General features: G+C 59.7%; 20 protein-coding genes and 2 pseudogenes. 13 read left to right on the forward strand and 9 right to left on the reverse strand.

Annotated elements, in window-relative coordinates:
* Window positions 1-30 precede the first annotated feature (30 nt).
* Window positions 31-1434, forward strand: coding sequence for an MFS transporter (locus ACN2TU_RS01220; RefSeq protein ID WP_435152021.1), 1404 nt, complete (start codon window positions 31-33; stop codon window positions 1432-1434).
* A gap of 232 nt (window positions 1435-1666) precedes the next feature.
* On the forward strand, window positions 1667-3082 hold the full coding sequence (locus ACN2TU_RS01225) for a nicotinate phosphoribosyltransferase (RefSeq protein WP_435152434.1): 1416 nt from the start codon (window positions 1667-1669) through the stop codon (window positions 3080-3082).
* 9 nt (window positions 3083-3091) lie between these two features.
* Here the strand turns inward: ACN2TU_RS01225 and ACN2TU_RS01230 are convergent, their stop codons facing one another.
* Together ACN2TU_RS01230 and ACN2TU_RS01235 are read right to left on the reverse strand one after the other, a co-directional pair.
* Window positions 3092-4597 carry an alpha,alpha-trehalose-phosphate synthase (UDP-forming) gene (locus tag ACN2TU_RS01230; protein ID WP_435152024.1) on the reverse strand — a complete coding sequence of 502 codons (1506 nt, stop codon included), beginning with the start codon at window positions 4595-4597 and terminating at the stop codon, window positions 3092-3094.
* A 92-nt stretch (window positions 4598-4689) separates the two neighbouring features.
* Window positions 4690-5202 carry a gamma carbonic anhydrase family protein gene (locus ACN2TU_RS01235; RefSeq protein WP_435152027.1) on the reverse strand — a complete coding sequence of 171 codons (513 nt, stop codon included), beginning with the start codon at window positions 5200-5202 and terminating at the stop codon, window positions 4690-4692.
* A 76-nt stretch (window positions 5203-5278) separates the two neighbouring features.
* On the opposite strand from ACN2TU_RS01235, the gene ACN2TU_RS01240 reads away from it, so the two are divergent.
* On the forward strand, window positions 5279-5449 hold the full coding sequence (locus ACN2TU_RS01240) for a hypothetical protein (RefSeq protein ID WP_435152029.1): 171 nt from the start codon (window positions 5279-5281) through the stop codon (window positions 5447-5449).
* Between the two features lie 10 nt (window positions 5450-5459).
* Here the strand turns inward: ACN2TU_RS01240 and ACN2TU_RS01245 are convergent, their stop codons facing one another.
* The gene (locus ACN2TU_RS01245) at window positions 5460-6317 is read right to left on the reverse strand and encodes an NmrA/HSCARG family protein (protein WP_435152032.1); all 858 of its coding nucleotides are present in this window, start codon (window positions 6315-6317) and stop codon (window positions 5460-5462) included.
* Between the two features lie 111 nt (window positions 6318-6428).
* On the opposite strand from ACN2TU_RS01245, the gene rbcL reads away from it, so the two are divergent.
* Window positions 6429-7676: a type III ribulose-bisphosphate carboxylase gene (gene rbcL / locus ACN2TU_RS01250; RefSeq protein ID WP_435152035.1), complete on the forward strand. Its 1248-nt coding sequence runs from the start codon at window positions 6429-6431 to the stop codon at window positions 7674-7676.
* An 88-nt stretch (window positions 7677-7764) separates the two neighbouring features.
* On the opposite strand, the gene ACN2TU_RS01255 is transcribed toward rbcL, so the two are convergent.
* Together ACN2TU_RS01255 and thsA are read right to left on the reverse strand one after the other, a co-directional pair.
* Window positions 7765-8235: a hypothetical protein gene (locus tag ACN2TU_RS01255; protein WP_435152038.1), complete on the reverse strand. Its 471-nt coding sequence runs from the start codon at window positions 8233-8235 to the stop codon at window positions 7765-7767.
* 36 nt (window positions 8236-8271) lie between these two features.
* Window positions 8272-9909 carry a thermosome subunit alpha gene (thsA, locus tag ACN2TU_RS01260; RefSeq protein ID WP_435152436.1) on the reverse strand — a complete coding sequence of 546 codons (1638 nt, stop codon included), beginning with the start codon at window positions 9907-9909 and terminating at the stop codon, window positions 8272-8274.
* A gap of 151 nt (window positions 9910-10060) precedes the next feature.
* On the opposite strand from thsA, the pseudogene ACN2TU_RS01265 reads away from it, so the two are divergent.
* A pseudogene (locus ACN2TU_RS01265) lies at window positions 10061-11022 on the forward strand (AIR synthase family protein).
* A gap of 166 nt (window positions 11023-11188) precedes the next feature.
* On the opposite strand, the gene ACN2TU_RS01270 reads toward ACN2TU_RS01265, so the two are convergent.
* Window positions 11189-12229 carry an NAD(P)-dependent alcohol dehydrogenase gene (locus tag ACN2TU_RS01270; protein ID WP_435152042.1) on the reverse strand — a complete coding sequence of 347 codons (1041 nt, stop codon included), beginning with the start codon at window positions 12227-12229 and terminating at the stop codon, window positions 11189-11191.
* 247 nt (window positions 12230-12476) lie between these two features.
* Between ACN2TU_RS01270 and ACN2TU_RS01275 the strand changes: the two genes are divergently transcribed.
* From ACN2TU_RS01275 to ACN2TU_RS01310, 8 genes are all read left to right on the forward strand, one after another.
* Window positions 12477-13541 (forward strand): glucose 1-dehydrogenase, encoded by a 1065-nt coding sequence (locus tag ACN2TU_RS01275; protein ID WP_435152045.1) that lies wholly within the window; start codon window positions 12477-12479, stop codon window positions 13539-13541.
* Window positions 13538-14164, forward strand: a complete 627-nt coding sequence (gfcR, locus tag ACN2TU_RS01280; protein ID WP_435152047.1) for a transcriptional regulator GfcR — start codon at window positions 13538-13540, stop codon at window positions 14162-14164. The genes ACN2TU_RS01275 and gfcR overlap by 4 nt, the downstream gene beginning before the upstream one ends.
* Before the next feature lie 248 nt (window positions 14165-14412).
* Entirely contained in the window at window positions 14413-14760 is a 348-nt protein-coding gene (locus ACN2TU_RS01285) for a glutaredoxin family protein (RefSeq protein WP_435152050.1), read from the forward strand.
* Window positions 14761-14865: 105 nt separating this feature from the next.
* On the forward strand, window positions 14866-15444 hold the full coding sequence (locus tag ACN2TU_RS01290; RefSeq protein WP_435152054.1) for a DUF7110 family protein: 579 nt from the start codon (window positions 14866-14868) through the stop codon (window positions 15442-15444).
* Window positions 15445-15605: 161 nt separating this feature from the next.
* Window positions 15606-16577, forward strand: coding sequence for a phosphoadenosine phosphosulfate reductase family protein (locus ACN2TU_RS01295; RefSeq protein WP_435152057.1), 972 nt, complete (start codon window positions 15606-15608; stop codon window positions 16575-16577).
* Window positions 16578-17110: 533 nt separating this feature from the next.
* Window positions 17111-18013 (forward strand): polysaccharide deacetylase family protein, encoded by a 903-nt coding sequence (locus ACN2TU_RS01300; protein WP_435152060.1) that lies wholly within the window; start codon window positions 17111-17113, stop codon window positions 18011-18013.
* Between the two features lie 227 nt (window positions 18014-18240).
* Window positions 18241-18888, forward strand: coding sequence for a class I SAM-dependent methyltransferase (locus ACN2TU_RS01305; protein WP_435152063.1), 648 nt, complete (start codon window positions 18241-18243; stop codon window positions 18886-18888).
* Window positions 18885-19076, forward strand: coding sequence for a hypothetical protein (locus ACN2TU_RS01310; protein ID WP_435152065.1), 192 nt, complete (start codon window positions 18885-18887; stop codon window positions 19074-19076). The genes ACN2TU_RS01305 and ACN2TU_RS01310 overlap by 4 nt, the downstream gene beginning before the upstream one ends.
* 10 nt (window positions 19077-19086) lie before the next feature.
* Here ACN2TU_RS01310 and ACN2TU_RS01315 read toward each other — a convergent pair whose 3' ends face one another.
* From ACN2TU_RS01315 to mutL, 3 genes and pseudogenes are all read right to left on the reverse strand, one after another.
* Window positions 19087-19278 (reverse strand): DUF7333 family protein, encoded by a 192-nt coding sequence (locus tag ACN2TU_RS01315; protein ID WP_435152067.1) that lies wholly within the window; start codon window positions 19276-19278, stop codon window positions 19087-19089.
* 31 nt (window positions 19279-19309) lie between these two features.
* A pseudogene (locus tag ACN2TU_RS01320) lies at window positions 19310-20053 on the reverse strand (hypothetical protein).
* Window positions 20054-20132: 79 nt separating this feature from the next.
* Window positions 20133-22274 (reverse strand): DNA mismatch repair endonuclease MutL, encoded by a 2142-nt coding sequence (gene mutL, locus ACN2TU_RS01325; RefSeq protein WP_435152070.1) that lies wholly within the window; start codon window positions 22272-22274, stop codon window positions 20133-20135.
* Between the last annotated feature and the right edge of the window lie 141 nt (window positions 22275-22415).

Raw genomic sequence — 22415 nt, forward strand, 5'->3', positions numbered from 1 at the left:
ATCAGCCATCAACCAACAGAAGCAAACACAATGGATAGCCAACGAAGAACCGACTACGTCGTCATCTTCGTCCTCTGGCTGTTGGTGTTCGTCGTCGCCAGCCAAGCCCTGATTATCGCGCCCATCCTCCCGCGGATCTCCGAACAGCTGTCGGCTCCCGAGGCCGTGCTGGGGACGCTCATCACTTCGTACGCGGTCGCCGTCGGAGCCTTCTCGCTCGTCGTCGGGCCGATTTCCGACCACGTCGGTCGTCGCCGGATTCTGCTCGTCGGCACTGCCCTCCTCACGGTTTCGCTCGCGGCCCACGGATTGGCGTGGGATTTTGCCTCTCTACTCGCAGTCCGAGGGCTGGCGGGTATCGCTGGCGGCGTCCTGAACGGCGCGGCGGTCGCCTACGTTGGCGACTACTTTCCGCGCGAACAGCGTGGCTGGGCGAACGGTTGGGTGTTCAGCGGCTTCGCCGCCGGACAAATCGCCGGAATTCCGCTCGGTGCGATTCTGGCGGAGCGACTGGGATTTCGGGTTCCGTTCCTCCTCTTCGCGGTGCTGATGGCCGTCACCTTCGTTCTCGTCTGGACGATGATGCCGAAACCCGATGTCCAGTTGGCGGACGGAACACTTTCCTTCAGGTCGGCAGTCGGTGCTTACACGACACTTCTCCGTCGCCCGGAAATCGCCGCCGCGACGCTCGTGTTCATCGTGATGTTCATGGGCAACGCGCTGTACACGACCTACCTCCCGACGTGGCTCGAAGCGACCCTGGGCATGAGCGGCACGGCGATCGGTGCGATGTTCTTCGTCGGCGGCATCGCCAACGTCCTCGCGGGGCCGCAGGCCGGAACCTTCTCCGACCGCGTCGGTCGCAAGCGAGTCATCGTCGCCGCCTCGGTCGGCATCGCGGTCGTCATGTTCGCAACGCCGTTCGTCGCGATTGCGGCTGGAGTCCTCGCGGTATACGCGCTCTTTTTCGTCGTGATGGGCCTGTTCGCCTCCCGGGCCACACCGTTTCAGACGATGCTGACGGAACTGGTTTCCGGCGACCAGCGCGGGTCGCTGATGAGCCTCACGGTCGGCATCGGACAGGTCGGCTCCGGCATCGGCGGCGCGCTCGCTGGTGGTGCCTACGTCGCGGTCGGATATGGCGGCACGACGACGATTGCGGCGGGTGCGATGGTCCTCATCGTCGTCCTCGTCTGGCGGTATCTGCCGGAGACGGCACGAATCGACGTTCCACAGGGTGAAGAGCGCTCTGAGCATCTCCCCGTCGACACGGCCACCGAACTCGCCTGCGGACAGACACACGACGCGTTCTGCGGGCCGACTGCGGAGGGTGGCTACTCGCTGGAAAAGACGATTGCCTACGAACAGGCACGGCGGGACGCAGACGGAGAGGTTCGTCCGCCAACTGCGGACGAATTTACTGGCGGTCGGTGATTAGCGGATGCGGTCGAAAACGGTGTTTTGACAACGTCGGCACTCTCGGCGGTTGCGCCAATATTTTTTCCCGCACGCGTTGCACTTCCAATTCGGCGTAAGGAAATCCGGTTTTAGGGATTCGAGATTCACACCATCAGTAGGGCACGAGCGAATAAACGCCTCTCGCCGGATTCGACGAATCGGTAAGGTTGCCCACAGCTATTACTGAACCCCCGTCGTCCCGATGGCTATGGTGGGGAGCGAGTTCGACGATGGGGAACCGAACTTCGGGTACGTCACGCCCGACAATCTGGGGCTGTTTACCGACCTCTACGAACTAACGATGTTGCAGGGGTATCACAGAGCGAACCACAACCCACGGACGACGTTCAGCCTCTTCTTCCGCGAACTGCCGCCGGACAGAGGGTACGTCCTTGCGGCGGGGTTGGAGCAGGCGATATCCTACATCGAAACGCTGTCCTTCGGGGAGCGGACGATTTCGTATCTCCACGACAGAGGGTTCGAGGACGAATTTCTCTCCCGACTCGCCGAGTTCGAGTTCACGGGCGAACTTCGGGCATTGCCGGAGGGAACCCCTGTCTTTCCGAACGAACCGATTGTCGAGGTAACTGCTCCCCTCTTTGAAGCACAACTGTTCGAGACGCTGCTGCTGAATCAAGTCGGCTTTCAGAGCCTCGTCGCGACGAAGGCCGGCCGGATGCGCGACGCGGTCGAACGCCTCGGCGACGACCAGTCTCTCGTTGATTTCGGCTCTCGACGCGCCCACGGTACCGACGCCGGAATGAAAGCTGCCCGCGCCGCCGTCATCGGTGGCTTCGACGGAACCTCGCTCGTCTCGGCAGGCGAAGCGTTCGACATCCCGGTTTACGGGACGATGGCCCACTCGTGGGTACAGAGTTTCGCGGACGAGCGTGATTCGTTTTCCACGTTCACCGAGCAGTACGGCGACGACACGATTTTGCTGGTCGATACCTACGATACCATCGAAGGGGCGCGAATCGCGATGGATGTCGCTCGTGAACACGACGCCGAAGTCGGCGTGCGCCTCGATTCGGGCGACCTCGTGGCGCTCTCGAAGGACGTTTCCGAAATCGTCGGCAACGCCCCCATCTTCGTCTCTTCCGGCATGGACGAGTACAAAATCGCCGACTTCCTCGAAAACGGTGGTGTCGCGACCGGTTTCGGTCCCGGGACGGCACTCACGACGAGCGAGGATGTACCCTCACTCGACTTCGTCTACAAGCTTACCGAAATCGAACGCGACGGCGAACTGCAACCGAGCATGAAACTCTCGTCGGGCAAAGTTACCTTTCCCGGCGCGAAAAGCGTGTACCGAGTCGAGCGGAGCGACGACGGAGGAAAGTACGAGAAGGACGTGCTCGCACTGCGGGGCGAAGACGTGGCGCGTCAGGACGGTTTGGAGAGCGTAGCAGGAGACGAGCAACTGATTACGATCTTCGAAAACGGCAATCGAGTGTACGACCCGCCAAGCCTCGACGCGATTGCAGACCGGGCGCGAGAACGACTACGGAACCTGCCCGCGAATTGTCGTTTGCTCCGGAATCCTGCGGCGTATCCCGTCGAAATCAGCGATGGGCTTCAGGAACTGACCGACGACTTACGGGCCGAACTGGCGAATGAGTAGACGGGCCTCTCAGCACCCGTGGAGAATGTCGCTCGCCTCTCGAAGCACGTTCCGTTTCCACTGTTCGATGTCGTTCGTTTCGACCTGTTCTCGGAGTCGTCGCATTCGATTCGACCGCTCTTCCGGTTCCATCATCCGTGCTTGGTCGACAGTTGCAGCGAATGCTTCGGTGTCGTTCGGGTGAACCGTCAACGCCGACTCCCCGAGTTCTTCGTGTGCACCGACGAGTTCACTGAGAACCAACACGCCTGGGTCAGCAACCTGCGATGCGACGAACTCCTTCGCCACGAGGTTCATTCCGTCCCGAAGCGAACTCACGAGACAGATATCCGCCTCTCGGTACAAGGCGGCGAGCGCCGACTGCGGAAGGTGGTCGTTAATCGAGATGACCGGTTGCCACGTCTCCGTTCCGAACCGGTCGTTGATTCGTTCGACTCGTGCTCCGACGTTCGCCTGTAGGTGTTGGTATTCGTCGATTCGACTACGACTCTCGGTGGCTTTCTGCACGTAGGTGAGTCGTTCTCGGCAGTCGGGATACCACTCCCATAGGTGTTCGAGTGCCGCGAGTCGTTGTTCGATTCCTTTCGTGTAGTCGAGTCTATCCACGCCGAGGGCGAGTTGCCCTTCGTCGGGGATTCGGTACGTTTTACGCAACGATTCCCACTGCTCGCCCGCCTCCTTCCCCTCGGCGAGTGTTCGTCGCTCCGCGGTATCGATGCCGAGCGGAAACGCCGCGACGCGAACCGTCCGTCCGTCGTAGTCGATACGGCCGCGATTTCGGTCGACGTCCGCATCGAGAGCGTGGGAAACGCAGTCAAGGAAGTTTTGGCAGTACTGGTCGAGATGGAACCCGAGGAGGTCGTTTGCCAGCAGTCCGTCGAGGAGTTCCTCGTACTGTGGACAGCTCTGAAACACGTCCCACGACGGCCACGGAATGTGCCAAAACTGCATACAGAACGCGCCGGGTGACTGGTCGCGTATGTACCTCGGCGCGAGCGCGAAGTGGTAGTCCTGAAACCAGATGACCGCATTCGACGGGTCGGTTCGCTCCCGTACCGCGGCCGCAAACTGACGGTTGGTCTCTCGATACTGTCGCCAGAAACGCGCGTCCGAGGTCACCTTCGCCGTGTCGGAATGACACAACGGCCACAGAACTTTGTTGCTGTATCCGTAGTAGTAGTTCCGCACCTGTTCCTCGGTGAGGCTGACGCGTTTCAGTTCGTATGACGGCGATTCCGGCGGGACGCGGACACAGCCGTTTTCGTCGGATGCTTCATCGTCCGCGCCACCGCTTCCCCACGCCACCCACGTTCCGCCGGTACTCGCCATCATCGGGTCGAGCGCCGACGTGAGGCCCCCTGCCGGTCGAACGACGGTTATCGACCCGTCGTCGCGCTCGTGTGTGTACGGCTCTCGATTCGAAACGAGCACGAACTCCCGATTCTCGAACAAACTCGTCGCCGTTGGAGGGGATTCGAACGAGGAATCCGAGGCGGTCGTATTCGTGTTACTCATTGACTGAATTTGCGGTAGAAAGCCCAATCACTTCGTGGGTTGCGTTCGCAAGTTTATTTATAACGACGTGTCGGGTTCGCGTTCGACGACCGCTATTCGAATAGCGACCCGTGTCGTTCTGCGAGGTTGGTGTACGCCCCGGAGGAGTACGCTTCGAACGTTTCCTTGGGGTCGATAGCCGTCTCGGAAAGCGGCGTCACCTGCGCTGGTACACCGCGAACGAACGACTCGGGCGGAATCTCGAACGATTCCGGAGTTACGGTTCCTGCCGCGACGATACTTCGCTCTCCGACGTGTACGTCGCTGTTTATCGTCGCGTTGAAGCCGACGAGCGCGCCATCCGCGACTTCCGCGTCGTTCAGCACCGCGCCGTGCCCGACCATTACGCGGTCACCGACGATGGAGGCGTGGAGGACGGCGTTGTCCCCGATATGTGATTCCCGACCGATTCGTACCGGCGAAACGTCGCCCCGAAGGACGACTCCGGGCCAAATGCTCGCGTCGGCGTCGATTCGCACGTCACCCACGAGCGTCGTCTCCCGACTGACGTGGGCGTCCTCGTGGATGGACGGTTCTTTCCCTTCGAAACCGTACGTTCGAACCATAGCTCTGACACGACGTTCTCCAGCAAAACTCTGCCGGGGGTAGCTTTTACTGGACGAACGTCGTGTCTTGACAGCGATGTTCAAGGCACAACTTTCCGACGGCGAGCAGATACGGTGCGACGAGTACGAGATTGAGGAAGTCGGCGTCAGACTGTTCGACGGGGATGGGGATTTCCTCGCATTCGTTCCCTTCGCGCATCTGTTGTGGGTCGGGCGCGTGGACGAAGCCGGACGAACACTCTGGTAACCGAAGGCGGTTACTCTCCCCAACCGTGCTCGCGGAGGTACTCCTCGAACAGCGTGAAATCGACGTCGTGGTTCGTCCGCAGTGCGGCGACGTCGATCGGTGCCTCGATTCGGTTGTACCACCGGAACATGTCGGCGTACGCTTTTCCTCCTCGCTCTTCTACTGCTTCGGTTGGGACGTGGTCGGTCATCACGTCGATGCCGATACACTCCGATAGCCGAACCGCCATCGCCGACAGCGTGAGTTCGTCACCGGCGAGGTCGAAGGTCTTTCCGACGTACCGGTTCCGGTCGTGAAACGCCTCCGCGATGAACGCGCCGATATCGTTTACGTCTATCATGTAGAGCGGGACACGGGGTTCGAGCGGCATCGAAAGCGTCTCGTTCATGATGTCGTCGCGCATCGTCTCCACGTTCTGCATGAACGAGACCGGGCGGACGATGGTGAGCGGCAAATCCAGGTTTGCCAGTCGTCGCTCGATGGTGTGTTTGGACTCGAAAAACGGAATGCCGGTATCCTCGCCGGCGCTCCACACCGAACTGAAGACGAACTGCTCGACGCCGTGTTCCGCGGCGACTTCGCCGAGGTTCGTCCCTTGCTCGATTTCAGCGTCAGGCCCTTCCACCGGCGTCGTCACGCCATAGACCGCGTCCACGTCTCCCGTCCGAACTGCGTCATGAAGCGATTCCTTGTCGCGCAGATTCCCTTCGACAACTCTCGCGCCCAACTCGTCCAGTTCGCGCGCGGAATCGCTGTACTCGTCCCGCGTCAGCGCGTGGACTTCGACGCCGCGCTCCATGAGGTGTCGCGCGACTGCGCCCCCTTGTCGTCCCGTTGCCCCCGCCACAAGCACTCGCTCCGGTAGCATAAGCGGAGGAGAGACGACGGGAACATGCTTAGCTGTTCTCGCTCGCCATGAACGACTTCCATCCGAAATCGGCGGTCGGTTTTTTAACTGATGACGATGAAGTATCGGGTTATGCCGGGAATCACATACGAAGACTTCCTGAACCTGGACTACACCCCCGCCGACTCCGATCTCGTTTGCACCTTCCACATCGACCCAGCCGAAGATATGGACATGGAGGCCGCCGCGTCGCGCGTCGCCAGCGAGAGCTCCAACGGAACGTGGGCGGAACTGCAAGTCGAAGGTGGTATCACCGACCTGAGCGCCACGACGTTCGCCATCGACGGCAATACGATTCAGGTCGCCTATCCCGACGAACTGTTCGAGGACGGCAACATGGCGCAGGTGCTCTCGTGCATCGCGGGCAACATCATGGGCATGAAAGCGGTCGACCGCATCCGCCTCCTCGACTGCGAGTGGCCCGAAGCGCTCACGACCTCCTTCCCCGGTCCGCAGTTCGGAACCAGCGTTCGAAACGAAATTTTCGACGTGGGCGACCGACCGATTACCGCGACGGTTCCGAAACCGAAAGTCGGCCTTTCCACCGACCAGCACGCGAAAATCGGCTACGAAGCCTGGATGGGCGGTCTCGACCTCCTCAAGGACGACGAGAACTTGACCGACCAAGCGTTCAACCCTTTCCAAGACCGTCTCACGGAGAGTCTCTCCTACCGAGACGACGCACAGGACGAGACGGGTGAGAAAAAGAGCTACCTCATCAACATCACAGCGGACGCGAACACCATGCTCGAACGCGCGGACATGGTGGTCGAACAGGGCTGTGAGTACGTGATGGTGGACGTGGTGACGACCGGATGGGCTGCCGTGCAGGCCGTCCGCGAACGTTGTGAAGAACTCGGCCTCGCAATTCACGCCCACCGCGCCATGCACGCCGCCTTCGACCGCCTGGAAGACCACGGCGTCTCGATGCGCGTCATTGCGCAAATCACCCGACTCTGCGGTGCTGACCAACTCCACACCGGAACCGCAGACCTCGGCAAACTCGCAAACGAGGACACGGAGGGCATCAACGAGTGGCTCTACTCCGACCTCTACGGCATGAACGACGTGCTCCCCGTCGCTTCCGGCGGCCTTCACCCCGGGCTCGTCCCCGAACTTATCAGGCGCGAAGGGTCGAACATCGCCATTCAGGCGGGTGGCGGCGTCCACGGCCACCCCGACGGCACCCGAGCAGGTGCGGCGGCGCTCCGGCAGGCAGTCGATGCCTCGGTCGCGGGAACCCCAATCGAGGAGTACGCCGAAGACCACCCCGAACTAAAAACTGCACTCGACAAGTGGGGAACTGAAACACCACGATAACCAAGTCGCCACGATCGCTCTTTCGAGCGAACTAAAATGGTCGTGACCGCTCAACGGTCACGAATGCCGTAATCGTTCGGCGGTCGTATTATCGGGCCCGCTCGACGGTCGTCGATTTCGCTGATGGGTCATCGATCTGCTCGACGCGAAACGTCTCGGGTAACCGCTCCTTCATAGTGACCACCAATCGGTACGCGTCAGCGCTCTCGTCGGCAGTACAACTGTTCCCGGAGTTGGACGTGTCGCCGCTGCCGACCCGAACGGTGAGCGTTTTCGACGTTGCGTCGTAGGATACGTCCTTCAGGTCGGCTCGATGGCACTGACTCGACCCGACGAAGAGCGCGCCGCGAACGACGACCTGCTTCGATTCCGACTCGAACGAAACGGTCGGTTTGTCGGTCGGGCCGGGCGCGCGCTCGAACCCGTCACTTTCCGGTTGATACTCCGTGAATTCGCGGTTTACGATGTACTGAGAACCACCGCTCACGTCACCGAGGGAGGCGAGACAGCCGCCGGAGAGCGTCACTGCAGTCACGGTGAGGAGGGAACGGCGTTTCATGCCGAAAAATCATATCCTTCCAACAAATATTTTGAGCTATATCGCGCCACCCATCCCTCCCATACCGCCCATGCCACCCATGTCGCCCATTTCCGGTTCCTCCTGGCCTTCGCTCTTGCCGAGGTTACCTGCCGAAATCACGTCGTCGATTCGAAGGAGGAGTTCGGCAGCATCCGTCGCGCTCTCGATGGCTTGGGTTTTCACGCGGAGCGGTTCGACCACGCCCGCATCGAACATATCCGCCATTTCGCCGGTTTCCGCGTCGAGTCCAACGTCTTCCTCTCCGGCGTCGTGCTTGCTCCGGAGGTCGGTTAGCGCGTCGATCGGCCCGATACCGGCGTTCTCGGCGAGGGTGCGCGGAATGGCCTCCATCGCGTCGGCGAAGGCCTCGACGGCGAGTTGTTCCCGGCCACCGACGCTATCCGCGTAGTCGCGGATGGCGAGGGCGAGTTCCGTCTCGGGTGCACCGCCGCCCGGAAGGAGTTGCCCGTCGAGCAGGATAACGCGAACCACGCCGAGGCTGTCCTCCACTGCGCGTTCGACTTCTTCGACAACGTGTTCGGTTCCACCCCGCAGGAGCAAAGTGACGCTTTTCGGGTTCTCACAATCCTCCACGAAAATCATGGTGTCGCCCGCCACGTCGCGTTCGCTGACGGTTCCCGCCTCGCCGAGGTCTGCCGGGTCGATATCGTCCAAACTGGAGACGACGCGGCCCCCCGCGGCGCGCGCGAGATGTTTCATGTCGCTCGCCTTCGTTCGGCGGACGGCGAGGAAGCCCTCCTGTGCGAGTAGATGTTGCGCCATGTCGTCGATTCCCTTCTGACAGAAGACGACGTTCGCGCCACTGTCGGCGATTCTGTCAACCATTTCGCGAATCTGCGCCTCCTCCCGTTCGATGAACGTCGTCAGTTGGTCGGGATCGGTGACGCTCACCGAGGTGTCTGTCTCCGTCTCGCGCACCTCGATCGGCGTGTCGATGAGCGCGATTTTCGCGTCTTCGACGTGCCACGGCATGTTGTCGTCGACGCGCTCTTTGTCCACGACGACGCCCTCCACGAGTTCGGAGTCGGAAATTCCGCCTCCGACGACGGTTTCGACGGCAACGTTCGACAGGTCGATGTCCTCCTCGTCCTTGACTGCCCGTACTGCCGTTACCACGAGTTCTGAAAGCGCTCCCTTTGCGGCCTCCGCTCCCTTTCCGGTCATCGCGGTTTGCGCGATTTCGGTCAGTAATTCGGCCTCTTCGACCGGGTACGACTTCGATTCGAGGACGCGATGTGCCTCCTCGCTGGCCATTCGATACCCTCGTGCGACGACGGTCGGATGAACGCCTTGCTCCAGCAAGTCTTCCGCGCGTTTCAATAGTTCGCCAGCGAGAATGACCGCCGTAGTGGTTCCGTCGCCCGTTTCGTCTTCCTGCGTCTCGGCGACTTCGACGACCATCGTTGCTGCCGGATGCTCGATTTCCATTTCCTTCAGAATGGTGACACCGTCGTTCGTGATGACTACGTCACCCATCGAATCGACGAGCATCTTGTCCATCCCGCGCGGGCCAAGCGTGGTTCGTACCGCCTCCGCGACCGCCTTCGCCGCGGTGACGTTCATCTCACGGGCGTCCCGCCCGCTGGTTCGCTGTGCGTCTTCCCCCAGTATCAGAATCGGTCCGCTCTGCATTCTGTTTGCCATGGTACCCCCAACCACAGTACGTGAGCATCCACAAAAGAACTATCCCGACGCTCGGTCGAACGGTTCTACGTCTCCGCAAGCAGTCACCCCGATTCCGGTGGCGAAACGCACATTGGCATGCCTCGAGAATTTCCGGGCAATGATAGGTAAACTCGACCCCGAAGACCTCGCGCTGGTCGTGGCGCGCCGCCGGGTGCGCGAGACGACGACGTGCAGGTCGGGCCGGGGTACGGCGAGGACGCCGCGGCAATTCGGGTCGGCGACCAGTCGCTCGTTGTCAGCTCCGACCCACTCTCGCTGGCCAGTGAGCGACTCGGAACGCTGGCCGTCAACGTCGCCTGCAACGACGTGGCTGCCTCCGGGGCCGAACCGCGCTGGTTGACGAACGTCGTCTTCCTCCCCGACGACGACCCCGAAACGCTGGATGTGGTGACCCAACAGATAGACGACTCGGCCCGCGAGTTGGGTGTCACCATCGTCGGCGGGCATTCGGAATACGCGCCCGACCTCTCGCGTCCGATGGTGACGATGACCTGCATGGGCCTCACTGACGAGTTCGTTCCCACCGGCGGGGCGCAACCCGGAGACCGACTCGTTCTGACCAAGGGGGCCGGAATCGAAGGAACGGCCATCCTTGCCACGGATTTCCGCGACGAGGTCGGTTCCAACGCCGAACAGGGAGAATCCTTTTTCGAGGAGATCAGCGTGGTCGAGGACGCCCGAATTCTCCGCGAGTACGCCACGTCCATGCACGACCCAACCGAGGGTGGGGTGGTCACCGGACTGCTTGAGATGGCCGAAGCCTCGGATGTGAGTCTGGAAGTATCACGCGAGGACGTACCGGTTCGGGAGATTACTCGGGAATTTTGTGACGTAATGGGTGTCGATCCGCTGCGGATTTTTGGGTCGGGGGCACTCCTCGCGGCAGTGCCGGGCGATGCTGTTGCGGAGGTTCTCACCGACCTTCGCAACTCGGGAATTTCGGCCGACGAAATCGGTCGGGTTACCGAGGTCGGTCAGGGTAGCGATGGCGAACTCCTCTTAGATGGCGAGCGCGTTTCGAATCCACTGCGGGACGATTTGTACCACCTTTGGGAGTAACCGTTCGAGAACTGTTTCGTAGTCTCGTTGGTTGGTTTTCTGTTTTGGTGTCGCTGGCTGTTACCGACCCATCTACCGCAACAGCATCTGCCACCGCAGTCTCTCCTCTCCGCCAGCGTTTCGGCTGGTTGCTCACGCGATGTGGCGTGCGCCGAACGAACCTCGCTTACGGTGTGATGACCGCTCGACCTTCGATTTCGCCGTGTTCCAGTTTCTCGGCCACGTCGTTGATATCACTCAAATCGTATCGGGTGGTTCGTAACTCTACGTCGCCCCGTGCCACGAGCGCCATGAGTTCCTCTAGTTCCGTGTAATTCCCAACGAGAGTCCCTCGATAGTCGAAATCCCCGTTCACGAGTGCTTGGGCTGGTTCGTGAATATGGCCGCCGTAGCCGACGACGTGGTGCTCGCCACCCCCGGCGAGCAGGGCGGGTGCATAAGCGAGGGTTTCGTCATTTCCCACGAAATCGAGTATTTGGTGAACTCCCGCTCCGTCGGTAATCGCGTCTACTTCCTCCGCCACGTCCTCGTCACGGGAGTTGACGGTGTGGTCTGCACCTACATCGGTTGCGAGGTCAAGTGCCTCGTCTTTCACCTCGACGGCGGTTATCTTCGCGGCGCTCATGGTGCGGAGTGCCTGGAGGCCGATGTGGCCCAACCCACCGACACCGACGACGACGGCGTGTTCGCCGGGGTTCAGTTCGCGGACTGCCTTCTTCACCGCGTGGTAGGCCGTGATTCCGGCGTCCGCGTGCGGCGCGATTTCCGCCGGGTCGACGCCGTCGGGAAGCAGAATCACAGCGCGTTCGCTGGTTAGTAGATAGTCCGCGAACCCGCCGTCGGTGGAAAGGCCGGGGAAGACCAGGTTTTCACAGTGCATGTCCTGCCCGAGTCGGCAGGCGCGACAGAGGCCACAGGTTCTGGCAGGGTGGCAGACGACGGCGTCACCTTCCGAAACGAGTGTCACGTCCGAACCAACTTCGGCCACGGTTCCGGCGTTTTCGTGACCGAGTGTCATTGGCAGCGACTGGTTCATCTGTTCTTCCCACATGCCTTCGATAACATGATTGTCGGTTTGACACCAGCCAGCCCCCTCGACTTCCACGATGACGTGGTTGTCGTCGGTTACTTCGGGCCGGTCTACATCTTCAATCGAGAGTGCATCGCCCATCTCGTCGGTGTATTCGTGAAGTCGTGCGGCGCGCATACATGCCCCACAATCTGAAGAAGGACAGGTGTTGTGGCAATGACGGGGCCGTTCGGTGAATGATTCGAACGAACGTGACGGCTCGTGCGAAGGCGCGTAACGGCAAAAAGCGGGTGGCCGCCACGACGAATCGGACAGGTGTTCGGAGTTCGACGTGAGCGTACTGCTCCGCAGCGGTCACTCCCATCACACAAATTTACTCGGTAAAGAATAAATCTTTTTGAATCAGCGTGACCAAGGGAGAGATATGCACGCAGTCGCACTTCGACGTGGGGCAACCGGCCCCGAACTCATCGAGAAACCGCGTCCGAAACCCGGCCCGGGTGAAGCGCTGGTACGAACCCTCCGGGTCGGAGTCGATGGCACCGACCACGAAATCCTCGCCGGACACCACGGCGGGTTCCCCGCCGACGCCGACCACCTCGTACTCGGGCACGAGGCAGTCGGCGTCGTGGAAGACCCTAACGGAACCGCGTTCGAGGTAGGGGACGTGGTCGTTCCGACGGTTCGCAGACCACTCCCCGACGGCCCGACGGAATACTTCGAGCACGGCGAACCCGACATGGCCCCGCCGGACGAAACCACGGAGCGCGGGATTTCGGGCGATCACGGGTTCATGAGCGAGTACTTCACCAGCCCTGCCGAGAACCTCGTTCCGATTCCCGACGGACTGGCAGAGTGGGGATTTCTCGTCGAACCCATCAGCATCTCGGAAAAGGCAATCGAACACGCTCGCGCCTCACGGTCGGCCTTCGACTGGCGACCGGAAAGCGCGCTTGTCCTCGGTAACGGCAGTCTCGGCCTTCTCACGGTGTCAATGATCGAATCGGAGTTCGACCGTATCTACTGTCTCGGACGACGCGACAGGCCTGACCCGACTATCGACATCATCGAGGCGCTGGGCGCGACGTACATCGACTCGCGTGAAACGTCCGTCTCTGAGATTCCTGCGGCATACGAACCGATGGATTTCATCTACGAGGCGACAGGCTACGCAAAACACGCCTTCGAGTCCATCGAAGCACTCGCTCCGAACGGGGTTGCTGCGCTGCTTGGTGTGCCGGAGTCGTGGTCGTTCGAAATCGACGGCGGCGCACTTCACCGAGACCTCGTGATGAACAACAAGGCGCTCGTCGGCAGCGTCAACTCCAACTACCGGCATTTCGAATCCGCGGTTGAGACCCTTGCGGACGTGCCCGACTGGCTGCTGGACGACCTCGTGACAGGCGTTTACGACGTGTCGAATGTAGAGTCAGCCTTTGCGGACGACGAAACGACAATAAAGACGGCCGTTAAATTCCACACCCAATGAAGAACGTAGACGATTTGATAGAGAGTGCGGCAGAACTCGCAGAACGTGGCCTCTCGAAGGGCGAAATCGCGGACGAACTGAACGTGTCGCGCGAGACGGCCAGTTGGCTCGTCGAGCGCAGCGGGAGTGCCCCGACCCCCGAACCGAAAGGCGGTACGCAGGATATCCACGTCGATTGGAGCGCCATCGGCCGCGACAGCGCCCGACTCACCCACATCGGTGCGGCGATGGCTGACCTGCTGTCGAAACATGGTGAAGAAGTGGATTTGACGATCGGCATCGAGAAGGCTGGCGCGCCACTCGCGACCGTGGTCGCGCGCGAACTCGACACCGACCTCGGCACGTACGCCCCCCGCAAACACCAGTGGGAGGAGGGCGATATCGACGAGTATGGCGGCAGCTTCTCGCGCAACTTCGCGCAGATACGCGATCGCGAGTGCTACGTCGTCGACGACACCATCACCAGCGGGACGACGATGACCGAAACCATCGAGGCCATCCAAGACCGCGGCGGCGACCCCGTCGCCTGCATCGTCCTCGCAGACAAACAGGGTATCGAAGAACTGAACGGCGTCCCGGTCTACTCACTCGTGCAAGTCATCGGCGTTGGAAGCGACGAGTAGGCAAAAACCCGCTGCACAGAAAATAATTATTCCCAACCATCGTCGCTGAGGACATGTATTCCGGACGGGAACACGTATCAACGCTGGAATCACAGTTCCGCGCGACTACGACTCGATTACCGTCGTCGATGGTGATACCCTGACGACCATCGAAAATCGCGACTCGTCCTTTGCTCACATTGAAAGAGTAAATGCAACTGGATGACTCGGGCGCAACTTCTTTGCGGCGTGGGTGCCTACACAACCGCATGACGTTCACACCCGGCGAACAACTCACTGCCGAGGAGGTCGAAGACCGAGTGGATTCGGCGATCAAAGACGAGGAGGTCATCCTGTTTATGAAAGGGACACGAATGATGCCACAGTGTGGCTTCTCCCAGCGCGCGCTCGAACTCATCGGCAAACATCGCGGTGACGAGTTCGAGACGGTGGACGTACTCGACAACTTGGATGCCTACCGCGAAGAACTGTCGGGATACAGTGGCTGGGAAACGATTCCACAGACGTTCGTTGACGGCGAGTTTATCGGTGGCAGTGACATCCTCGCGGAGATGGAAGAACGAGATGAACTTGGTGACGCACTTCGAGCCAACTAGCGTCGTTTCGCTGGTTGAATACGCAACCGAAAGGGTAGCCCCTATAAGTTCGGGGCACGTAGTAGCAAACGTACAGCCGACGGGAGACGGAACTCACGACCACAAATGAGCCAGGTATACCGACTACATTCGACGCTCGAACTGCCGCTTGAAACCGTCTACGACCACTTTGAAAGCGACCCCCCACTACCGGATGGAATCGACAGCGTCGATATCACCCGCCGGAACAACACGCTTATCATTAGCGCGGTCTCGACGGACGAGAGCATCAGCAAGTACACACCGACAGCACAGCTGAAGGCCAGCGTTTCGGAGACGCGCGTCTTCACCGAAGAGGAGGAAGCACGGCGCAACGCTCCTAGATGGGGCACGGACGCCGAAGACGAGGAAGAGGAAGAACCCACGGGCGAACTCATTGAGATGGCTGCGTTCAAAGGCGACCGGGAGACCGTGTTGCAGAACACTGCGCTTCAGTATCCGATGTTCGAGGTGCTGTGCACCATCGCCCGCCAAGCCGAAAAGGGCACACTCACCGCGATTGCGGAAGTCGATGGTGATCTGGAAGCCACACGCATCGTAGATGGGGACGACCGCCCGGCCTCCATCGAAGTGGTGGAAGGACCGCGGAAGGAAAGTTCCTCGTCCAGCGGCGTGAACTGGCGCGACAACAAGTTCATTTCCTAGTATTTCGGTTTTCGATTCCCATTTTCGTCGAGCCACAGCGACCGCAGCGTGATTTCTTCCTTGGGATGTAAAATTCGAATCGAGTATCTTACTAACGTAAATGGTTCTTCATCCGGAGCCGAAAAGCACTTTAGCCAGGTAATTATATCTAATTACGAGTCATGGCAGACGAGTTCCCAGACTATCTCGATGTGGACTACACCGATGGCGAAGGCGAACAGCCCGAGGATTACCCCTCGCTCGAACACAAAGTAGAGAAAGCCATCGAGGTCACGAAGAAGGGTCTCGAAGAGTACGAAAACCCCGCCGTGATGTGGACTGGTGGCAAGGACTCCACGCTCACGCTTTACTTCATCAAGGAAGTGGCGGAGCGATACGACTTGGAGGTTCCACCGGCGGTCTTCATCGACCACTACCAGCATTTCCAGGAGATTCACGACTTCGTGGAACACTGGGCTAACGAGTGGGATTTGGACGTTATCTACGCCCGCAACGAAGACGTCGGTGCGTACGTCGATGAGCACGGCCTCGAACCGGGCGACGACATCGACATCAACGCGCTCTCCGAGCACAACCAACACCACGTTCGTGATCTCCTCGAATACGAGGAGGACACCTTCCCGTTCCTGCTCGACACCTACGTCGGCAACCACCTCCTCAAGACCGTCGCGCTGAACGACGCACTCGAGGAGTACGACGTGGACGGGGTCATCTCCGGCGTCCGCTGGGACGAACAGGAAGCTCGTGCCGACGAGACGTTCTTCAGTCCGCGCCACGACCCCGAAATCTACCCACCGCACGACCGCATTCAGCCCATCCTTCACTTCGACGAACCTGCCGTTTGGGACGCCTTCTGGTACTTCGTCGTGCCGGACACCGTCGAGGCGTACCCCGACGACGGCTACGTCCCGCAAGGATTCGACGACCTTCCGGAGGGCGTGGAACAGGACGACATCCCCGTCTCGCCGAAATACTTCGAAGGGTTCCGTTCGCTCGGCAGCGAAGTCAGCACAAAAAAGAGCGACCAGGAGCCTGCGTGGTTGCAGGACATGGAGAACACGACCGAGCGTGCAGGACGCGCCCAGGACAAAGAAGACCTGATGGAGCGCCTGCGCGACCTCGGCTACATGTAGGCACCACTTTTTACGACGGTCGAGGGTCAGCGTCTGCGTCGCCATGACGCAGACGCTGACCGTCTCCCTGTAAAAGCTGAACCAAAGGCACCGGAAGACGGTTCTGCTCGCTTCGCTCCGCGGGCTGCGACTTCCGAGCCTTCGTGAGCAGTGCGAACGAAGAAACTCCTTCTTCACTTCGCTACGCTCCATTCAGCCGTCGGCCCGCTCGTTCGTCACTTCGTTCCTCACTCGCGAAGTCTCAAACTCGCACAATGATTTTGATAGCTCGAAATAGCGAAGGTTTATTCGATGGATGAGTACGTCGTCGATGTTACTGTTTGCTCCCTCTCGAGCGGTCTTCTCACGTGAGGCCGCTAATACCAAATGCTTCCCTCTTCAAATTGATACAATTGATTTTTGAGTAGACGGGTATATGTATCTCTGTGAGAAAGTCTGCAACGAGTTCTCGCCGTGGATTTCTCCAAACTGTAGGAATCAGTGGTTTCACCCTTACCTCGTCGGCATCCGTTTCGTTCGCCACTGCATCAACTATGGTACAGAAATCGGGTTCGGGAAAGCTCGTATTCATCTACGACGATGGAACTACAACAGATTATACCAAAATATTCCCCGTTCATCAGGGAGAGTGCGTCCCCGGATGTTTCGCGGTCGTTTCAGGACTAATCGGGTCCGAAGGACGACTCACGATAAGCCAACTTCTCGAAATCAACGCCGCCGGGAACGAAATCATCTCCCACACGATCAAACACAGGGCGTTGGGAAGTCTCGAAGTCACGAAGGATGTCGAGAAGGATGACACGAAAGTCTACGGACACTCGAACCGTTACGGCGAGATTCCGGGTGACGACATTCGGATTTTCGACTCCGAAAAGCACGAAACCGTGACTGTTACTGGGAACGGCACTGACGAAACTGGGGAATTCATCACGCTCGAAAGTCCAGTGACGAAGGCGTTCAGCGCAGATGACGCACGGATTCGATATACAGACGAGATACTGAAATCCGCAGTCGGCGGCTCGAAAGCGCAGTTGGAAGGGTACGGCGTGAACGTTTCAAATTTTGTACTTCCCTACGGTATCAATAGCGACCGCGGGCAAGAGTTGGTTCCGAAACACTACTCCGCCGTCGCGAACGCGGAGCGAGGCGATGGTCTGAATCCGATTCGAGGGCTCGACCCGTACAACCTCCATCGGCGCTATTTCAGACCGGATCGGATGTCGAAAACCGAACTGGAAACGCATCTCGATAGGGTGGCAAATAACGACGTGCTCGCTATTTTAGTAGGTCACAGCGCCTACGAAAATTTCAGTGCAGAGCGTGTTCGGACGGCAATTCGACTGGCAAAGGAGCGAAACATCGAAATCGTCACGCTTCGTAAAGCACTCGTCGATTTGGGGTTCGCAAAACCGACGACGACCACGACACAGCGGTAGCTGACTTCTACCCGTACTAGTACGACGCGGACTACATCGCAGAAGACGACGACACGAACTGGACGGCTGGGGTTTAGGTTTGCGACTGCATTCGGTGGACAAAGTGATTCTTTTCTACGACGAATGAAACGGAAAACTGACGCTTTTTCTCGTCTCGCTCGCTAGCAGATAGTACCAACCTATCGGACGAAGAACTTTATTCCATTATCAGAAATGGACATGTCACGATGGCAGACGATGACCTACGGGCCAAAATCGACCCGGCGAACTACTACTACGATCTCGGCGAGGGCGAGTGGGAACGCCTCCAAGAGTCGTTCAAGAACTCGCTGGAGTTCGAGACCACGACCGATTATTTGAGTCAGTACCTTCCCGAGTCGGGGCACATCCTCGACGCTGGCGGGGCCGCGGGCAGGTATTCGATCTGGTTGGCGGAGCAGGGATACGACGTGACCCTACTTGACCTCTCGGCGGAGCAGGTCGTCATCGCCAAATCGTGGGTTGCGGAACGTGACCTCGAATCGCAGGTCACCATTCAACAGGGTGACATTCGCGACCTGCCGTTTTCCGAAAACCGATTCGATGCGACCCTGTGTCTCGGCGGACCGCTCTCACACGTCATCTCGGATGACGAGCGGGGCGAGGCAGTCCGCGAACTGAATCGCGTGACGCAGTCGAGTGCGCCCGTCTTCGCCTTCGTGATGGGATTCGTCTCTGTCGTCCAGAACCTCATCAAGAGCGCACCCCATTTCGAAGCCGGAATTCATCGAGACGGCGACGTACTCACTCGAACCCGCCGAGAAGTACGAGGGCGACGACCCGGCGTTCGTGGAATGTCACTTCTTCCGAAGCGAGGAACTGCGCGACTTACTTGAAAACCACGGCTTCGCTGTCGAAGTCGTCGCCGAACTCGAAGGATCGGCCTCGAACTTCGAAACTTCGCTGGAAGAAATCGACGCTGACTCGCAGGAGAAACGTCACAGAAGTCGTTCGAAAACTGCGCGAAGACCCGACCGTCGCCGACCTGTCGAATCACATCCTCGTGGTCGGACGAGTCGAGTAAACTCGTTTGGCTATCGCGTCGCGCGGTACTCGCCGTGTTTGACACCAAGGAAGAGTGCTATCAGGCCGAACACCAGCATCGAGGGGGCCACCATCATCAGTACTGTACTCGTCGCCATGGCCCCCATTCCGATGAGGCCCGCCGTACCGACGGCGACGATTGCCAGCAGTGCTGCTGCGGTCACGGGTAATGTAAATTCCATATCGGACAGTTAGCCGAGCAATAGAAAAGGGTTACTCCGATTTCGGGCGCATGAGATTCGCCAAAGTGACGAAGAACCCGAGGAACCAACCCAACGGTACCGCGATGCCGAACCACATGCCGACGTAGGCAAACCCTTCGAGGTCGAATCGCGCGCGGAGAATCTCGTTGATTCCCCGATAGTCGAGCACGTTGTCAAGCAACCATACCGCCAGCGTCTCGCTGTTCGGGAAGATGACTTCAGAGAGCGTCGGCGAGTACAGCGCCGCGACGACCGGCGGCAGGAACAGCGCCGTCATGCCGAACGGGTAGGCGAACAGCACTGTCGTAATTCGGCCGCCATATCGACTGGTGAGGTATGCCAGCACCGCCGCGATGGTGGCGACGCCTCCGGCGGCGGTGACGGCGTAGAACCCCTCGGTCGAAAATCGGACTCTGGCGAGCGCTGCAAAGTCACCCCAGACGACGACCGAGAGCAAAATAACGCCCAAAACCCCGAGACTCGCCGCAGTTCGGTCGATGCGACTCGTGTAGTAGCGAGTCGCGAAGCCGAACAGGACGAAGGGGTAGAGGAGAGCGACGACGAGCGTGCTGACCACGCCTCACACTCGGTAGGCTACTTTCCCCGACGTACTCTGTGGTGTCCACTGTCCGAGCACCGAATGGGCCTGCTGTCGCTGTCGTGGAAAGAACAGCGACATCCACCCGGTGTGTAACTGCTGTAAGTCGAATCGTATCGCATCTAGAAGTCTTCCCTGACTCGTCCCGCGTGCCATACTTTGGCTTGATTCGGCCAGCCGATATGAAGGTTCTCCTTACTAGTCGCAATACCAGTCACAAATAGTATCAAAATACTCACTCCGTCCGTCGCCCAGAATGGCCAGGATAGTCCCGCTCGAACCGGTCTTCGATCTCCCGCTCGTTGAACTCGATGATGACCGGTCGCCCGTGCGGACAAGCGTACGGATTGTCACAATCGTCCAACGCCGAGAGCAGACTCACCACGTCACCCTCCCGGAGTGAAGTGTTTCCTGTAATCGACGGGTAACAAGCCAAATCGGAGATGAGCGCGTCGGCTACCGCCTCCGCGGAGTTCCGGTCGTGTTCGTCCGGATCGGTCGAGACGAACTCGCCGAGCACGTCCCGCAGCAGGTCGGGTGAGAGCGTTTCGCTGAGAACGGCGGGAACGGTCGTCACTTCGACCGTTCGCTCGCCGGTGAGCGCCGCGTGAAAGCCCAATCGCGCCAGCGACTCGTCGTACTCGTCGAACAAGGCCGCCTCCGCCGCTGTCAGTTCGAGTTCGACCGGTGAGGCGAGGACTTGTGTCGTCGTATCGCCCGCGAACTGGGCGCAGAGTCGTTCGTAGTTCACTCGCTCGTCGGCGGCGTGTTGGTCGATGAGTACCAATCCTTCCGGCGTTTCAGCGACGACGTACGTGTCGTGCAGTTGCCCGAGGACGTGCATTCGTGGGAGTTGGTCGAACTCTGATTCCGGCGACTCGGTCGGCGTTTCCGACCCTGTCAGCGTTTCCGACTCGGTCGGTGCTCGGAACTTGCGTTCCGGTTCGCGGGACGGTTCGGAGTACGATGCCGTTCTTTCGGTCGCGGTCGATGTTCGGTTCGAATCGGACTGCTCGTCAGCAGCACCTTCCGCGGAATCGGTCTGCGGTCGGGTTGCCGACGGGTAGTCTTTCGACCGTCGATCTACCGTCTGTCCGTCTGCTGTCGAGTAATCCGCCGCAGTCGAACTGTCGGAATTCGAACTCGGAGGAGCGTTCGTGCTTGTTTCGGAACTGCTCGTGTCCGACTTCGAACTGCTGGCGCGATGGTTGGCATCGTCTCTGCTGGGTGTCCGTGACGGTTTCACGTCTTCCGGTTCGGCGTCGAGTTCAGACTGTACCCCGTCCGGTGTCACGTCGGTTTCATCGGGTGCGGAGCGTCCACGGGGGGCGGACGACCGGACGAGTCCATTGTCGAGAAGCGCGTCCTCTATCGCCGTTCGGACTGCATTTCGAACCCTGCCTTCGTCTCCGAACCGGACTTCCATCTTTCGCGGGTGGACGTTCACGTCCACTGAATCGCCCGGAACGGAGAGAAAGAGCACTGCAAACGGGTAGCGGTCGGGCGCGAGCTGGTTTCCGTAGGCGGAGAGGACGGCTTCCCTGATGACCGACGAGCGTACATATCGTCCATTGACGTACGTGGCAACGTACTCCCGTGTGCTCCGAGTCGTTTCAGGATGGCTGACGTAGCCAGTAACACCGACTTCATTCGTTTCGCTTTCGTCGGGAGCATCACCTTTTTCGCCCCCAACCGGAATCATCGCAGTAGCGATCTCGCGCCCGTACACCGATAGAATTGCAGATTGGAGGTCGCCCTGACCAGTCGTTGCGAACACTTCGCGTCCGTCGTGTTCCAGCGAAAACGCTACATCTGGATTCGCCAGCGCGTACTGCGTAACGACGCGGTTCACGTGCGAGAACTCGGTCGCGTCGGTTTTCAAGTACTTCTCGCGCGCAGGGGTGTTGAAAAACAGGTCGGTGACTTCGACCGTCGTTCCCGCCGGTCGGCCCGCTGGTTTGATTTCATCCATCTCACCGCCGACGAGTTCGAGTTCAGTACCTGACTCGCCACCCCTCGGTTTCGTTCGAATGGTCAGACGGGAGACTGCGCCGATGGTGTACAGGGCCTCGCCGCGAAAGCCGAGGGTAGCGACGCCGGACTCCAAATCGTCGATGTCACGGATTTTGCTCGTCGTGTGCTCCTCGACGGCGAGTTGGACGTTTTCCTCGCTCATGCCGATACCGTCGTCCTCGATGACGATTCGCTCCGTGCCACCGCCGTCGATGCGCACCGAAATCCGCGAGGCGTCGGCGTCGAGGCTGTTTTCGACCAGTTCTTTCACCACGGAGGCAGGTCGCTCTACGACCTCCCCTGCCGCGATTCGCTGGACGGTTTTCTCGTCCAGCGCCCGGATATTCGGCTCCCCGTCACTCATTTCTGGAACCGTTTCATCCCGGCGTATTCAAGGTTGGTGTGTTCGTCCGACTGGGGGACCCGATTCTGACACCGATTTCGTCATGCGGTGAATCGTTTGCCGTCAGTGATAGCGAGTAACGCCACAGAAACACTGCACACG

This window comes from Haladaptatus marinus (assembly GCF_051194195.1).